Raw genomic sequence first — 15261 nt, forward strand, 5'->3', positions numbered from 1 at the left:
TACAAATGAAGTGGAAAATCTTTAGTGTTTTAGCTGTGCTTGTCTTAGTACTTGCAGCATGTCAAGGAGGAGGCAATGGTGATGGCAATGGAAATAATCAAGAGGGTGCAACTGACGGAAACAACGTTGAACAAACTCGGTTTAATAACGCCGGGGACGGAATGAATGATGATCGAGATAACACAATGCGAAGAGATTCGGAGAGAAATCAGGATACAAACCGAAATAACAATAACCAAGGAAATAACAATCCAGGAAATAACAACCAGGGAAATAATCAGTATGATGTTGCCGAGGAAGCTGCAGAGCAAATAACGAACCAAGTAGATGAAATTGACAATGCATATGTACTTACAACGGAAAATAATGCATATGTTGCAGCTGGATTAGATAACGATAACAACAATAACAACAACAATAACAATAATAATAACAACATGAATAACAATAATAACACGAATAACAATAACGGCACTATAAATAACAACAACCAGGATAATGGCGATGAGTTAACCGATGACGTTAAAGAAGAAATATCTGGTATCGTAAAATCAGTCAATAATGATATCGATAATGTTTATATTTCAACAAATCCGGATTTCGTTGATTTAACGAATAATTATGTTGATGATGTAAATAATGGCGAACCGATTGAAGGATTCTTTGATCAATTCGGTAATATGGTTGAAAGATTATTCCCAGAAAATCAATAAATAATAACTTCCTTAAGAAGAACGAGTGTCTCATGTATCATATGAGCACTCGTTTTTAAATTTTGCACTAGAAAAAGTCAGCAACATATGCTATTGTTATACATATAATTCATACTATCCATAGTTAATTACTATGTTTTAATAAGTGGCTGTTATCTAAAAGTTTGTTGTTTTTGACACAAAAGATATAGACTGCGATGTAATTAAAATTTGTTTTAACCGCCGTTCGGGGGAACGGAGGGCGGGTGCTTTCCGCGGGTACGGCCTCAGCCTCCTCGAGAAAACCACACTGCGGGGTCTTCGGACACGTGCTATTCCCGCAGGAGTCACCGCCCTCCGCTCACCCGAACTAGTAAGTTGATTAATGCTTTGTATATTAATATGGATGCACTTCATTGGCAGTAACCCAAATACCAGCGGAGGAAATACATGGAGACTCCTGCGGGAGCAGAGGCCTAGATGAGACTCCGCAGTGCAGCGAGCACAAGGAGGCTCATCAGCCGCCCGCGGAAAGCGGAATGTATTTCCGTAGCGGCGGGTAAAAAGTAATTTCAAGTCACGTCGCTTTTTATATCAACTGCGAAGATTTAAAAGCAACAAAACTTACGAAAAGAGCCTAATAAAATAATGGAGCTGAATGCTTATGGGACGGGAGTTTCTTGGTATATTTGATGAGTGGGCCAAAGATTATGATACCAGTGTGGCAGGATTAGATCCGCAATATGAAGCAGTGTTTAATGGGTACGAGAGGATTCTGGATGAAGTAGTCAGGTATTCAAGTGGAACTGTACTTGAATTTGGTGTTGGAACCGGCAATTTATCGGAAAAACTGATCCAAGCTGGACATCAGGTTATAGGAGTTGAACCTTCCTCTGCAATGCTGGAAATAGCAGCAGAAAAATTACCTGAGCTTACGTTATTGGAAGGGGATTTTTTAAATTTTCCAGACGCAGGCTCAATAGAGACAATTGTAAGCACGTATGCATTTCATCATTTAACAGATCGTGAAAAAGATACAGCAATTAGACAATTCGCTGAAATGTTGCCTGAAAATGGAAAAATTGTTTTCGGTGATACGATGTTTAAATCCATTGCTGCGAAGGAATCAATGATTGAAAATGCTAAAGATAAGGGATTTTTCGAGTTAGCCGAAGACCTCGAGCGGGAATATTATACAACAATCGATGTACTGCAAAACATTTTCGTAAAGTACAATTTTGATGTAACATTTAAACAGGAGAACGATTTTGTTTGGATCGTAAAAGCAAATAAATTTAAGAGGAGCGGTTAAACATGGCAGAGAAAATGAATGTAGAAAGCTTTAATCTTGATCACACAAAGGTAAAAGCACCATATGTAAGATTAGTTGGCGTAACGGAAGGTTCGAGTGGGGATAAGGTTTATAAATATGATATCCGGTTTAAACAACCGAATAAAGAGCATATGGAAATGAGCGGTTTGCATTCAATCGAACATTTAATGGCGGAAAACATTCGAAATCATATGGATAATGTACTTGATATCGGGCCAATGGGTTGCCAAACCGGATTTTATCTATCAATTATAAATAACGATAATTATGATGAAGTATTGGATGCATTAGATAAAACACTACAGGACGTATTAGCAGCAGGTGAAGTTCCTGCATGTAATGAAGTGCAATGTGGTTGGGCTGCCAACCACAGTCTGGAAGGTGCTAAGGAGATTGCCCGTGAGATGTTGGGCAAAAGAACGGAGTGGCACGAAGTTTTCTAAGTGAGGCGAAAACATGGCAATTTACAAGTCAATTCAAGCATTAATTGGGGAGACTCCTTTACTGGAAATTACCAAATTCCCACTTCCAAAAGGGGTGCGTTTGTTTGCAAAGCTGGAATTTTTCAACCCGGGTGGAAGTGTGAAGGATAGGCTCGGCGAGGAATTAATTGATGATGCATTAGCAAGTGGTGCCATTAAGGAAGGTGGTACGATTATCGAGCCAACTGCCGGAAATACTGGCATCGGCTTAGCGCTAGCGGCACTAGATAAAAATCTTTCGGTGATTTTTTGTGTCCCGGAGCATTTCAGCCAGGAAAAGTTGTCGATCATGAAGGCGCTCGGTGCTCGTATTATTCAAACACCTAAAAAGCAAGGCATGTCAGGCGCTATTGAAAAAGCGAAACAACTAGTGGACGAAATTCCTAACAGTTTTGCTCCACAGCAATTTTCTAATCCTGCTAATACAAGGACCTATTATAAAACTTTGGGACCGGAGCTATGGCATGATTTAAACGGGGAAGTGGATATATTTGTTGCAGGTGCAGGTACTGGTGGCACGTTTATGGGGAGTGCGCAATATCTGAAAGAAAAGAATCCTAATATCAAAACAGTGATCGTTGAACCAGAGGGATCGATTATCGCAGGTGGGGAGGCTGGCCCACACCTGACAGAGGGTATCGGCATGGAGTTTTTACCGGAATATATGGATCGCTCTTATATGGATCAGATCCATACAGTTTCAGATGAAGACGCGTTCCGGTTTGTGAAGGAACTCGCTAGAAAAGAGGGCCTGCTTGTTGGCAGTTCTTCCGGATCAGCGATGTTTGCTGCATTACAGGAAGCAAAAAATGCAAAGTCTGGAATGAATATTGTAACCGTTTTTCCGGATGGAAGTGACCGTTATTTAAGTAAAAATATTTATTCAGGTAAAGGAGAATAGGGATGCGGGCAAAAACAAAAATGATTCATGGCGGAATTACAGGTGATGAACAAACTGGCGCTGTTTCTGTACCGATTTACCAGGTAAGTACGTATAAACAGGAAAGTGCAGGTAATCACGGAGGGTACGAATATTCACGGACAGGAAACCCGACAAGACATGCGTTAGAGACAGTAATTGCTGATTTGGAAAACGGGAAATCCGGTTTTGCATTTGGATCGGGAATGGCTGCTATAACTTCTGTGATGATGTTATTTGATACGGGTGATCACATTGTAATGACGGATGATGTCTATGGTGGCTCCTATCGACTAATGACGAGCGTGATTAATCGCTTTAAATTGGATCATGATTATGTTGATACCAGTTATCCCGAAAAAGTGGAAGCAGCTATTCAAGAAAATACAAAAGCGATATTTATTGAAACACCGACAAATCCATTATTAAAAATAACAGATTTAAGGAAGATGGCTGAAATCGCTAAAAAACATAACCTGCTTCTGATTGTAGATAATACATTTGCGACGCCATATTGGCAACAACCACTTGATCTTGGGGCAGATATTGTACTGCATAGTGCTACAAAGTATATCGGAGGCCATAGTGATGTCGTTGCGGGACTAGTAGCAGTGAATTCTGCTAAATTAGCTGAGGACATTCATTTCATACAAAATTCAGTAGGTGCAGTGCTGGGACCACAGGATTCATGGCTGTTGATGCGCGGGATTAAAACGCTTGGCTTGCGTATGGAAGCAATCGAGACAAACACAAAAAAGATCATGGAATTCCTGCAAGATCATGATCACGTTTCTAAAATTTACTATCCCGGTCTAAACAGTCATCCAGGGCATGAAATCGCTGCGAGCCAGGCAACAGGTTTTGGCGGTATGTTATCCTTTGATGCAGGCAGCGGAGAAAAAGCTGATGAGGTATTGGATAAGGTGACCTATTTCACACTAGCTGAAAGTTTGGGTGCGGTGGAAAGTTTAATCTCTATACCAGCAAAAATGACCCATGCATCAATTCCAAGGGAAAGACGACTGGAACTTGGAATTACAGACGGACTGATTCGGTTATCTGTCGGTATTGAAGATGCAGATGATTTAATAGAAGATTTAAAAAATGCATTAGATGTATAAGGGGGGGATGGCCTGATGGGCTGTCCTTTTTCTTTCTAACTATGCTATGCTAAAATAAATAGAACATGAATTCAAGGAGGAATGGCAGATGAGTGAAAAAGCATTAGCCTACATAAAAGAAAATCGTGATGATTTATTGGGGCGATTAAATGATTTCTTATCGATTCCCAGTGTGAGTACAGACAGTGCACATAAACAAGATATAGAAGAAGCAGCAGGATTTTTGGTTACATATTTAACAGATATTGGTTTTGAAAATGTAGAGAAGCAGAAAACGCCCGGGCATCCACTCGTGTATGCGGAATATAACGGGGCTGGTTCGGATGCACCGACAGTGTTATTCTATGGCCATTATGATGTGCAGCCAGCAGATCCACTTGAACTATGGGATAGTGATCCATTTAAACCGGAAGTAAGAGACGGACGTGTTTTTGCTCGTGGTTCCAGTGATGACAAAGGACAAGTATTTATGCACCTTGCTGTTTTCGAAGCATATATGAAAACAGACGGGAAGCTACCACTAAATGTGAAAGTGTGTATTGAAGGAGAAGAAGAGATTGGCAGTGAAAATCTATACGACACTTTACACGAGAAAAAGGAACAATTTGATGCTGATTTTGCAGTAATCTCTGATTCCGGTATGGTTGCAGAAAATCAGCCAACCATTTTATATGGATTAAAAGGCTTCACAGGTATCGAAATCAACGTAACAGGGCCTGATCATGATCTACATTCCGGCATGTATGGCGGGGCAATTCGTAATCCAATTATGGCACTGAGTCACATTCTGGCTTCTATGAAAAATGAGGAAGAGGTTATTACCGTTGATGGTTTTTATGATGATGTGGAACCATTAACAGAAGAAGAAAGAAAATTAATTGCAGATGTCGATGGAGAAAATTATCCTGAAGCAACAGGTGCACCTGAAACAGTATCTGAAGAAGGATATACAGCAAAAGAACACACCATGGCGCGCCCAACCTTTGAGGTAAATGGCATGTATGGCGGTTATCAAGGAGAAGGAACCAAAACCATTATCCCTTCATCAGCTACTGCAAAAATCACCTGCCGCCTTGTGCCAGGGCAGGACCCGGAAAAAATACAAGGATTGCTCGAGGATCATGTAAGGCGAGTAGCTCCAACAGGCGTAACGGTGGATGTAAAAAAAGAAAAATTATCAGCAAAAGCTTATAAAGTAGAACCAGAACATGATTTGATTAAAAAGGCGGCAAATAGCTATACAAAAGCATTCGGCAAGGAAACAGTATATGTACGAATGGGCGGATCCATCCCTGTTGTAGAATGGATTGAGGGAATTTACGGTATGCCGATTGTGTTACTGGGCTTCGGAACGCCTGATGATCGTCTGCATTCTCCTAACGAAAGCTTTCCATTGGATAGCTTTGATAAAGGAATGGAGACCTTGGTTTATTATTGGAATGAAGTGAATGGAAATAAATAGGTGTATACCTTGCTTTTAAATGATTGAGATGTACTGATATATAAAGAGGTGAGAGGATGAAATTTGCCATCATTACCGGAGTTTCGAAAGGGTTGGGAGAATCTATTGCAACATTATTTCTGGAATCCGGCATCAATGTAATTGGAATATCACGAAGTACAAATGAAAAATTATCGAAGCTCGCTGATCAAAACAATAAAAGATACATGCATTACCCTTGTGATTTAGGGGATATATCAGCCTTAGAAGATACATGTAAAGCTATTAGTGAAGAAGTTTTTACAGAAGAGCTTACATTACTCTACGTTGTAAATAATGCAGCCGTAATAGAACCTATTGATCAAGCAATGAATACGAAAGCTGAAAGCCTAGCAAATCACATACAAGTAAATACAATCGCTCCAATGGTTTTAATGAATTTCTTTTTGAGGAAAGCTACAGATGCGCGTGTTCCCCTTTTCGGTGTAACCGTTACTTCAGGTGCTGCCGATAGACCAGTAAGCGGCTGGAGTGCTTACTGCACGGCAAAAGCAAGTATTAACATGTATACACAGACGGTCGCACTGGAACAAGGAAACACAGAAAATAAAGTCATTGCATTCAATCCTGGTATTATGGATACAAATATGCAAGAGCAACTTCGTAAAAGCTCGAAGGAAGCATTTACAGAAGTAGAAACGTTCAAAGATTATAAACAAAATAACCTATTAAAAGACACCGATGCAGTTGGTAGTGTGCTTGTCGACATCCTTACAGATGACGACATTGAAAATGGCAAAATATATAATGTAGCGGATTATTTATAAATGTTCATTTAGCACTGTGTATACGCCCTTCCTAATTCTTTTTCTCTGCATATATTGTATAGTAATCCGAAAAAAACAGGGAGGGAAATAAATGGGTGCAGGTAAAACAGGATACGGCTCTGGCTTTGCGCTTATAGTCGTATTATTTATATTGTTAATTATTATCGGTACCGCTTATACAGGTGGTGCAGGCGGCTACGGTGGCTATTAGTAAGTAAAAGAGAGGCGGCGGACTTTAAGTTTCCGTTGCCTCTCTTGTTTTGTTAGTGATTTAAAATGGGACGGAAGAATCGAGCGGAGAGCAGGGGGATCAACTTGGGCGCAGCGAGAAACAACCGCACAGCAAAAGAGTCAACTCGGAGGTCCGCTCTTTTATGGATCCCCGCGCCCCAACATCTAACCTCTAAAACAGGTTAACGTTTTTTCTCATAACCGCTGCTGTTCATTTGCATTAATTTTTCTCTGAAGCAATTTGTGAACGATGCCTACAGCAATAATTAAACAAGCAAGTAAGACGAGTGAAGTCATCCACAGACCTTGAACGTTATTCATATTCCATATAAAAAGTACCATCACACCGAATATACCTACTGTATACAAAAGAGAGAATAAGCCCGTCATTCTTGCTTTAAATACTTCCTGCTCATCTGTCCAATTTAGCTTAGGGGACAAGAAATCAAGATACGTTCCTAAAGCGCTTGTAAACCAGCTTGCACCTAAGGTGAGTACCAACCAATGTAAAATGATAATTGCTGGAATTTGCAGAACCATAATGAAAACAACTAAAAATAATAAAATCGTAATTAAATTGATTGCCCAGGCCGTAGCTATTTTACTAAAGAATACCTGCTTTGGATGTAAAGGTAGAAATAAATTAGCCTCCCAACTCTTTCCTTCCCGTGAAATAGATGAGATAGATGTAGCATTTGTAGCTAAAATAAATACCACTGCAATAAACATTAGAAGTAAGCTTTCTTTTTCAGAAAACATCTGCATAAAACCTGCTAGTGATTCATTACTGGAATCGAGCATTAATATGATCACAATAAAAACAGGACCAAATAATCCCTGAATCACACATTGCATTAAAAAAGTTGGAGTTCTGAAAATAATGCGCAACTCTTTTAGAATATAGGATAGCCATACGGGCCTCTTGGTCATTTGTTTTTTTACTTTCTTTTGAGCTATTTTCTTTTTATTACCAGCCCCAATACCTAATACCCCTTTTAAATAAAGTAACTGACCCATCCAAATGAAGAGAAGAAAAGCAGCTATACTTATCCCTATCAAAGCAGCAAAGGAGAGAACACCAATCCAAGTCGTGCTTTCTGTAAGTGCTAATGTACTCACAAATGCAGGGGGATAGAAAGCCGTAATTAATTGAAGGACATCATCCCTTTCCTGGATAAAGGCCGCAAAATTTGCAGAGATATCATCAGAATTTGTATTAAGTCGCAGGAATACATTGATGAAAATAATAAAGAATAACGAAAAAACGCCTGCAAGTACTTTTGAACGATCCTTGTTTTTAGCCACATTGACAAAACGCATGAGAACCATCACCAGGATGGAAGCAATCGTAAAAGGTATAATAGGCAGCAATAAAAATATGATGACTCCGAATAAATAATATAAAATAGAAGCCCCACTTACACTTCCATAAAAGTAAAATGCTGGTAAAAAGATAGCTCCGGCAGTGAGATACAGGTACAAAAAAGGACTAGCTGCTTTTCCTAGCAATAGTTGATAGGGTTGAAGCGGAAATGGAATGAATGATTGAATATCCTCCGCGAAATAAAATGCACTCACAACGGTTACAATACTAATTAGAAATAAAAGCATATGAAGGATTAAAAACAGAATTCCAAGAATTAGTGATTCCTGTCCGAATGGTTGCAGTAATTCATATAAAACCCTAACCATACTATTTACAAGACTTATGTATAGCCCCACAAATGGCAATAGGATAAAGGCTGCAATAACAAAGACCCAAACCTGTGAACTGTTTCTTCCGGCTTTCGAATATTGCATCTTGAGCATTGTCTTCATAACGAGCCATGCTTTATTCATCGTTAGTCAACTCCAGGAACACTTCTTCCAAAGATTGATCAGATTGATACTGATCACGCATCTCCTCTATTTCTCCATGAAAAATAAGCTCTCCCTTATTTATGATCGCAACTTCATCACATAATTGTTCTACAACCTCCAGCCCGTGACTGGAGAAGAATACGGTGTTTCCTTCATTGGCATGCTCTCGCATCATGTCTTTTAACATATATGAAGATTTAGGATCGAGCCCAGTTAGCGGTTCATCCAAAATCCAAATGGCCGGATCATGGATTAACACACCGGTAACAATGATTTTCTGGCGCATACCATGGGAATAGGTTTGAATATAATCACCAAGTGCATTATAAATATCAAATTGTTTTGTCAGTTGTTCTATTCTTTCTTCCCGAATTTCTTTTGGGAGGTCAAATATATCAGCGATGAAATTTAAGTATTCGATTCCTTTTAGTCGCAGAAACATATCGGGGTGATCCGGGACATAGCCGAATAGCTTCTTTGCAGCAAGGGGATTTTTTTCAATATCCAGGCCGTTAAGTATAATCTGCCCGCTATCAATCGGCAGAATTCCTGTGATCATCTTAATCATGGTTGATTTACCGGCACCATTAGGCCCTAAAAATCCAACAATTTTACCGTCAGGAACGGTTAAATTTAACGCATTAATCGCCTTCTTTTTACCTGGAAAATTTTTATTAACGCCTTTAATTTCGATCAATGGTATTTCCCCCTAAGTAGTGTTTACCTACTGAAAGTGGCTTTGTTTTATGGTACACTATATTGTAGATTTTGCTACCTAAACATGTATAATAAATAGTTTAACATATCCATATTGTATAACGTATTTTGAGGAAAAAGAAAGGAAGAAATTATGATTACAAGAAAAAGCAAGCGCGAAATTGAAAAAATGCAAGCAGCAGGAGATTTGCTGGTTCAAGCACATAAGGAAATTGCAAAGATGATTAAGCCTGGTATTACCACAATGGAAATTGATACATTTATAGAGGGTTTTTTAGCCGATCATGGAGCAACTCCAGAGCAAAAGGGGTTTAATGGTTATCCATATGCGATTTGTGCATCGATTAATGATGAGATTTGTCATGGATTTCCAAGGGAGGAAAAATTAAAAGACGGGGATATCGTAACCATTGATATGGTCGTTAATCTGAATGGTGGCCTCGCCGATTCTGCATGGACCTATGCTGTGGGGGATGTGGACGAAAAAGGCAAACGATTGCTGGAAGTGTCAAAAGTGTCTTTGGATAAAGCGGTTGAACAGGCGCAAGTCGGTAATCGTATTGGCGATATTGGCCATGCAGTTCAGGAATATGCTGAAGGGGAAGGCTTCTCGGTTGTACGTGACTTTACTGGTCACGGTATTGGGCCAACGATACATGAAGAACCGCATATTCCGCATTTCGGCTTGCCGAATAAGGGACTTCGCTTAAAACAAGGCATGGTTATTACCATTGAGCCAATGATCAACGAAGGAACCTGGAACAGTCAGATGGATGCGAATAACTGGACAGCCAGAACCGTTGACGGGGGACGTTCTGCACAATATGAACATACGATTGTGATTACAAAAGACGGCCCACTTTTAACCACGGATCAGGATAAATAAGCTAGGGGGTGTCATATGCGCGTTGTATCTATTTGTCCAAGTAACACGGAAATTGTAGATTATTTAGGAAAAACCGATCAATTAGTTGGCGTCGATAATTTTTCCGATTGGCCTAAGTCAGTACGGGAACTGCCGAAATTGGGTCCGGATCTTTCCATTGATATGGATAAGGTTGCAGCTTTAGAGCCGGATCTTGTGCTTGCATCACTAAGTGTTCCTGGAATGGAAAAAAATATTGAAGCATTGGATGAGCGCAAACTACCATATATTATTTTAAACCCGAATTCGTTGGAAGAAATTGCAACTGATATTAAGAAAGTTGCTGTCGCTCTGGATTGTGAAACATTAGGAGAGGAGAAGGCCGGCGAATTCATAGCAGAAGTAGAAAGCTTCCGGGAAAAAGCTTCTAATCAATCGGATAAGCCAACACTCTACTGGGAATGGTGGCCAAAGCCTATTTTTACTCCAGGATCTGTCAATTGGCTAACAGAAATAAGTGAACTTGCCGGAGCTGAAAATATTTTTGCAACCGAAAATGTGGCAAGTGTTCAAACAGACTGGGATGATGTGAAAGAACGTAACCCGGATCATATTTGTATGGTCTGGGTCGGGGTGAAGGAAGAAAAGATGAACCCCAAGATTGTTAAAAAGCGTCCCGGATGGAGTGAGATGAAGGCCATTCAGAATGGTACTATTCATGTACTTGAGGAATCATTATTTTGCAGACCCTCACCACGGCTACTTGAGGGTTTGCGTAAATTAGTTCAAACCATTTATTAATGATAAGGTTGCCTGAGGATTTTTCCCAGACAACCTTTTTTAGTTGAGGAATGTTTGCGGTCGCCAGCTGCTTGTGTAAAAACAGGAAGATTCTATGTTTAATTTTTCAAAGATCTCCCACCAAATATAATGGTAATCAAAGGACTTAATAAACAAAAGAAAGCAAATGGTAAATACGTAAGCACAGGAACTCCTAGTACGTCTGCGATAAACACCCCACATACACTCCAAGGGACAAGTGGGTTGATGACAGTACCGGCATCTTCCAGCGTTCGCGAAAGCGCCTTATTGGAAAGCCCTGCCTTTTGATAAACTCCCTTGTAGGTTTCGCCTGTTAGCATAATGGAAAGATACTGCTCCCCAATCAATACGTTTACCCCAATGGCAGTTGCGGCAGTCGAAACAATAATGGTTCGTACTCGCTTAAGTTTTTCCTGAAAAGCAGATAAAATACTTGGGATGATACCTGTTACAAACAAGAGCCCGCCAAATCCTAAAGCTAAAATAACGAGAGAAACGGTGAAGAGCATACTATTTATGCCGCCCTTCGTTAACAGCTCGTTCACTGGTTCAAATTCGGTTGTGGCTGTATATCCACTAAACCAGATGTTCCATATATCCGACCATCCAAGTCCACTCGTGATGCTTGCAAGTAATGTGGCAATCACACTACTGATCCCCAGCGCAATAAATGCAGGTATTTTAAACATAGTACAAAATACCAATATAAGTAAGGGGATCCATGATGTCCAATGAATGAGATTGGTTGCATCAAGTGATGCCTGATAGTTATTTCCGCCCTGAGTTGAAATTGCCTGATCCGGTGATAATAGGACAAATAAAATAAACGAGATTATAAAAGCAGGAATTGTTGTTAGACTGATATGCTTAATATGCTCAAATAAATCTACGCCTACAATCGTTGATGCAAGATTGGTTGTATCTGATAATGGAGACATTTTATCGCCAAAGAAGGCACCTGAAACAATCGCACCGGCAGTGATCGCCATCGATGCATCCATCGCACTTCCCATTCCAATAAAAGCCACTCCAATGGTCGCCGTGGTTGTCAGGGAACTCCCGAGTGAAACGCCAATAATGCCAGTAATAGCAAATACAATCCCATAAAACCATGTTCCACCAATAAATGAGAATCCTGTATTGATTAATGCAGGAATGGTACCACTAATCATCCAACTGCTGATGAGAATTCCGATTATTAAAAATAGGAAGACAGCACCCATGCCGGATTTTGCCCCGGTTATCATTGCTTCCTCCAGAGCTTTAAATGGAATTCGCCGCATTAATCCATACGCAACAAGAACGAATATACCAAGCAATATCGGGATATGGGGGTCTGCTCCTAATCCAACGATAAAATAGCTGATTAAACCAACAATGACGATAAAAAAGATAATCGACTCGGCAACATGCGGGTTATATTTCGGTTTGACTGGGAACATGCGTTGATCTCCTTTCTGTTTGAAAATAAAAAAAGCCCCATCCCTAAATAGGGACGAAGCTCACTCTCCGCGTTACCACCCTGGTTGATGAACATTAACGTTCAACCACTCATGTAAAAAATCCACTACACCTGAATGTGTAATTCAATTATTTCCTGCCAGAGCTTGCACCAACCGCTCCATCTCTTTTGCTGATCAGAAAAATAATCTACTTCGCATTCTTGGATTAACGTATTCATTTAGATTAATATCGAATATACACTGTAACCACAGCGTATGTCAACATTAATTTTCAAGTTAAGGGACTTTTTTATTTTTTGAAAATCAGATATAATAGTTTGAATTATTGTTTCAGAGAGGGGATGGAAAGTGGGAACGAATGCAGCTGGAAATCAGAATAAATCACCATCTATATATATGCTCCAAAGAGGACTCGCTACCGGACTACCCATTATGCTAGGCTATCTGCCAATTGCGATAACGTATGGAGTTTTAGCGAAACAGGCGGGGATGTCTTTATCCGAATTAACGTTGATGAGTGTCATGGTTTTTGCGGGGGCTAGTCAACTTATGGGCGCGAATATGATCGCAGTTGGAGCCGGCGCTTTAGAAATTATTACCGCTACGTTTGTATTGAACTTCCGGCATTTTGTGATGAGCTTATCCTTTATGAATCAATTGCGGAATATTAAATTAAAATGGAAGGCCCCATTATCATTGGGATTAACGGATGAAACGTTTGCAGTAGCTGCTTTAAACCCGAAAGAAGCAAAAATGGAAAAAGGAGTACTTTTTTATACAGCAATTATTTTAATGGCTTATTTGTCATGGATTTTAGGCTCCTTTCTAGGTGGGGTACTTGGGGAAGTTATTCCGGATCGATTGAGTCAGAGTATGGGAATTGCATTATATGCGATGTTTATTGGTCTATTAATACCTTCTGTGAAAAAAGAACTGAAAGTCGGCTTAATTGCAATTATAGCGATGCTGATTAATGCAGTTTGTGTTTATTTGGGCATGAGTACGGGCTGGGCTATTGTGCTTGGCACGATCATTGGTGGAATGAGTGGAATCTATTTGCTGAAGGAGGAGCGGGCATGATTTTTTTAATTATTATTGGCATGTCACTTGTCACAATGATCCCGAGGATAATTCCTGCTTTTGTTGTAGATAAATTGGAATTTCGTGATTGGGTAAATCGCTGGTTAAACGCCATACCATATGCAGCACTGGGGGCGCTTATTTTCCCAGGGATATTATCGGTTATACCGGAGCGGCCTTATATTGGATTGATAGGCGGGATTGTGGCAATTGGATTGGCATATATCGGATTAAATGTTATTTTGGTTGTTATTGGTGCTATTATTACTGTATTTCTTATATCGATGTAACCAGGTTGCCTGGGATTGCTGACATGCATATAGAGAAACAGGCTGTCGCGGGCGGGCAGCCTGTTTCTCTAATACGGTTCAATATGAATATGCGCGTACATGATATGGTGTTTGCTGGCCAGGTAATTTTCAATACGGTCTGTAATATCATGGCTTTCTTGAACAGTTAACCCGGGGTCGACAAGAATCGTGATTTCAATAAATGCCTGATTGCCATGTATACGGCCTTTGGCATCAACGACTTTTTTTACCTCAGGAACTTTGGAGATACTTGTTTGTATTTGTTCCATTTGTTTCTCGTCAAAACCGTCTGTAAGTGTATGTGTTGCATCTTTAAATATATCCCAAGCAGTTTTACAAATAATTATTCCTACCATTAATCCCGCTAACGGATCCAACCAAAAAAGACCGAATTGTGCACCAATAATACCGATAAATGCTCCGATACTTACCAACGCGTCGGATCGATTATCCTGTGCTGCCGCATATAAAGCACTGCTTTGTACTTTTTTGGCAAGCTTCACATTATAGAAGTAAACGAGAAACATAACTAGCGCAGATCCAATGGCAACCCAGGCTGTTACTAAATCGGGCTGAACAGACTCTTGTGAGATCACTTGTTGAATGGTATCAAAAATAACTTGTAATCCAATAAACATCATAATAAACGCTGCAAATAAAGATGCAACTGTTTCTGCTCGATAATGGCCATAATGATGATCTTCATCTGGCGGCTTACGTGAAATTTTCAGGCCGACTAGAACGGCAATGGAGGCCACCACATCGGTAGTATTATTTAAACCGTCCGCACGCAAGGCTTCTGAATTACCAACTTCGGCAACGATCAGTTTAACAACGGCTAAAATAATATAGGCACCAATACTAAGCCATGCCCCTTTTTCTCCTCTTTTTAAGTTATCAGAATGGTTCATATCATAGCCTCCTGCCAATCTTTAACATTCTACCAAAGTAGTGTGTGGTGGGTCTAGAGAAACATTCAAGCATCAGGGTATATGTATTGGAAAACTCAAAGTAAGTTTAGTATGGTAAAAATCACATGGAGCATTCATTTTTAAATATTTCCCCAGGGCTTTAACCTAAATTTATAAAATATAAGC

At 39.9% G+C, this 15261-nt stretch carries 16 protein-coding genes; 12 read left to right on the plus strand and 4 right to left on the minus strand.

What is annotated here, in order from left to right:
- Positions 1 to 5 precede the first annotated feature (5 nt).
- The 8 genes from KFZ58_RS06625 (at position 6) to KFZ58_RS06660 (ending at position 7026) form a co-directional block, all read left to right on the plus strand.
- Positions 6 to 713, plus strand: coding sequence for a YhcN/YlaJ family sporulation lipoprotein (locus tag KFZ58_RS06625; RefSeq protein ID WP_235794013.1), 708 nt, complete (start codon positions 6 to 8; stop codon positions 711 to 713).
- Between the two features lie 643 nt (positions 714 to 1356).
- On the plus strand, positions 1357 to 2004 hold the full coding sequence (locus KFZ58_RS06630) for a class I SAM-dependent methyltransferase (RefSeq protein ID WP_235794014.1): 648 nt from the start codon (positions 1357 to 1359) through the stop codon (positions 2002 to 2004).
- Between the two features lie 2 nt (positions 2005 to 2006).
- A complete protein-coding gene (locus KFZ58_RS06635) occupies positions 2007 to 2468 on the plus strand; it encodes an S-ribosylhomocysteine lyase (protein ID WP_235794015.1) in 462 nt (153 codons plus the stop codon).
- Positions 2469 to 2481: 13 nt separating this feature from the next.
- Positions 2482 to 3408, plus strand: a complete 927-nt coding sequence (locus KFZ58_RS06640) for a PLP-dependent cysteine synthase family protein (RefSeq protein WP_235794016.1) — start codon at positions 2482 to 2484, stop codon at positions 3406 to 3408.
- 2 nt (positions 3409 to 3410) lie between these two features.
- Complete coding sequence (locus KFZ58_RS06645; RefSeq protein ID WP_235794017.1) at positions 3411 to 4547, plus strand: bifunctional cystathionine gamma-lyase/homocysteine desulfhydrase; 1137 nt, start codon at positions 3411 to 3413, stop codon at positions 4545 to 4547.
- An 88-nt stretch (positions 4548 to 4635) separates the two neighbouring features.
- Positions 4636 to 6009, plus strand: coding sequence for a dipeptidase (locus KFZ58_RS06650; RefSeq protein WP_235794018.1), 1374 nt, complete (start codon positions 4636 to 4638; stop codon positions 6007 to 6009).
- A gap of 56 nt (positions 6010 to 6065) precedes the next feature.
- Positions 6066 to 6815 (plus strand): (S)-benzoin forming benzil reductase, encoded by a 750-nt coding sequence (locus KFZ58_RS06655; protein ID WP_235794019.1) that lies wholly within the window; start codon positions 6066 to 6068, stop codon positions 6813 to 6815.
- 91 nt (positions 6816 to 6906) lie between these two features.
- Positions 6907 to 7026: a YjcZ family sporulation protein gene (locus tag KFZ58_RS06660; RefSeq protein WP_235794020.1), complete on the plus strand. Its 120-nt coding sequence runs from the start codon at positions 6907 to 6909 to the stop codon at positions 7024 to 7026.
- Between the two features lie 215 nt (positions 7027 to 7241).
- On the opposite strand, the gene KFZ58_RS06665 is transcribed toward KFZ58_RS06660, so the two are convergent.
- Positions 7242 to 8885, minus strand: coding sequence for a putative ABC transporter permease subunit (locus KFZ58_RS06665; protein WP_235794021.1), 1644 nt, complete (start codon positions 8883 to 8885; stop codon positions 7242 to 7244).
- Positions 8878 to 9603: an ABC transporter ATP-binding protein gene (locus tag KFZ58_RS06670; RefSeq protein ID WP_235794022.1), complete on the minus strand. Its 726-nt coding sequence runs from the start codon at positions 9601 to 9603 to the stop codon at positions 8878 to 8880. The genes KFZ58_RS06665 and KFZ58_RS06670 overlap by 8 nt, the downstream gene beginning before the upstream one ends.
- 153 nt (positions 9604 to 9756) lie before the next feature.
- Here KFZ58_RS06670 and map point away from each other — a divergent pair, with 153 nt between their 5' ends.
- Both map and KFZ58_RS06680 read left to right on the plus strand, forming a co-directional pair.
- Positions 9757 to 10509 (plus strand): type I methionyl aminopeptidase, encoded by a 753-nt coding sequence (map, locus tag KFZ58_RS06675; RefSeq protein WP_235794023.1) that lies wholly within the window; start codon positions 9757 to 9759, stop codon positions 10507 to 10509.
- 15 nt (positions 10510 to 10524) lie between these two features.
- On the plus strand, positions 10525 to 11289 hold the full coding sequence (locus KFZ58_RS06680) for a cobalamin-binding protein (protein WP_235794024.1): 765 nt from the start codon (positions 10525 to 10527) through the stop codon (positions 11287 to 11289).
- 98 nt (positions 11290 to 11387) lie between these two features.
- Here the strand turns inward: KFZ58_RS06680 and nhaC are convergent, their stop codons facing one another.
- Entirely contained in the window at positions 11388 to 12752 is a 1365-nt protein-coding gene (gene nhaC, locus KFZ58_RS06685) for a Na+/H+ antiporter NhaC (RefSeq protein WP_235794025.1), read from the minus strand.
- A 417-nt stretch (positions 12753 to 13169) separates the two neighbouring features.
- Between nhaC and KFZ58_RS06690 the strand changes: the two genes are divergently transcribed.
- Both KFZ58_RS06690 and KFZ58_RS06695 read left to right on the plus strand, forming a co-directional pair.
- The gene (locus tag KFZ58_RS06690) at positions 13170 to 13853 is read left to right on the plus strand and encodes an AzlC family ABC transporter permease (protein ID WP_235794687.1); all 684 of its coding nucleotides are present in this window, start codon (positions 13170 to 13172) and stop codon (positions 13851 to 13853) included.
- A complete protein-coding gene (locus KFZ58_RS06695) occupies positions 13850 to 14143 on the plus strand; it encodes an AzlD domain-containing protein (protein ID WP_235794026.1) in 294 nt (97 codons plus the stop codon). The genes KFZ58_RS06690 and KFZ58_RS06695 overlap by 4 nt, the downstream gene beginning before the upstream one ends.
- A 68-nt stretch (positions 14144 to 14211) precedes the next feature.
- On the opposite strand, the gene KFZ58_RS06700 is transcribed toward KFZ58_RS06695, so the two are convergent.
- The gene (locus KFZ58_RS06700) at positions 14212 to 15075 is read right to left on the minus strand and encodes a cation diffusion facilitator family transporter (protein ID WP_235794027.1); all 864 of its coding nucleotides are present in this window, start codon (positions 15073 to 15075) and stop codon (positions 14212 to 14214) included.
- Positions 15076 to 15261 lie beyond the last annotated feature (186 nt).

This window comes from Virgibacillus sp. NKC19-16, from assembly GCF_021560035.1.
Lineage (GTDB): Bacteria > Bacillota > Bacilli > Bacillales > Amphibacillaceae > Virgibacillus_L > Virgibacillus_L salidurans.

Excerpts from the sequence above, each read along its gene's own strand:
- KFZ58_RS06680 (WP_235794024.1), top strand. The coding sequence starts at position 10,525 with ATGCGCGTTGTATCTATTTGTCCAAGTAACACGGAAATTGTAGATTAT.
- KFZ58_RS06650 (WP_235794018.1), top strand. The coding sequence starts at position 4,636 with ATGAGTGAAAAAGCATTAGCCTACATAAAAGAAAATCGTGATGATTTA.
- KFZ58_RS06700 (WP_235794027.1), bottom strand. The coding sequence starts at position 15,075 with ATGAACCATTCTGATAACTTAAAAAGAGGAGAAAAAGGGGCATGGCTT.
- nhaC (WP_235794025.1), bottom strand. The coding sequence starts at position 12,752 with ATGTTCCCAGTCAAACCGAAATATAACCCGCATGTTGCCGAGTCGATT.
- KFZ58_RS06645 (WP_235794017.1), top strand. The coding sequence starts at position 3,411 with ATGCGGGCAAAAACAAAAATGATTCATGGCGGAATTACAGGTGATGAA.
- KFZ58_RS06660 (WP_235794020.1), top strand. The coding sequence starts at position 6,907 with ATGGGTGCAGGTAAAACAGGATACGGCTCTGGCTTTGCGCTTATAGTC.
- KFZ58_RS06630 (WP_235794014.1), top strand. The coding sequence starts at position 1,357 with ATGGGACGGGAGTTTCTTGGTATATTTGATGAGTGGGCCAAAGATTAT.
- KFZ58_RS06640 (WP_235794016.1), top strand. The coding sequence starts at position 2,482 with ATGGCAATTTACAAGTCAATTCAAGCATTAATTGGGGAGACTCCTTTA.
- KFZ58_RS06695 (WP_235794026.1), top strand. The coding sequence starts at position 13,850 with ATGATTTTTTTAATTATTATTGGCATGTCACTTGTCACAATGATCCCG.
- KFZ58_RS06690 (WP_235794687.1), top strand. The coding sequence starts at position 13,170 with ATGCTCCAAAGAGGACTCGCTACCGGACTACCCATTATGCTAGGCTAT.
- KFZ58_RS06625 (WP_235794013.1), top strand. The coding sequence starts at position 6 with ATGAAGTGGAAAATCTTTAGTGTTTTAGCTGTGCTTGTCTTAGTACTT.
- KFZ58_RS06665 (WP_235794021.1), bottom strand. The coding sequence starts at position 8,885 with ATGAATAAAGCATGGCTCGTTATGAAGACAATGCTCAAGATGCAATAT.
- KFZ58_RS06635 (WP_235794015.1), top strand. The coding sequence starts at position 2,007 with ATGGCAGAGAAAATGAATGTAGAAAGCTTTAATCTTGATCACACAAAG.
- KFZ58_RS06655 (WP_235794019.1), top strand. The coding sequence starts at position 6,066 with ATGAAATTTGCCATCATTACCGGAGTTTCGAAAGGGTTGGGAGAATCT.
- map (WP_235794023.1), top strand. The coding sequence starts at position 9,757 with ATGATTACAAGAAAAAGCAAGCGCGAAATTGAAAAAATGCAAGCAGCA.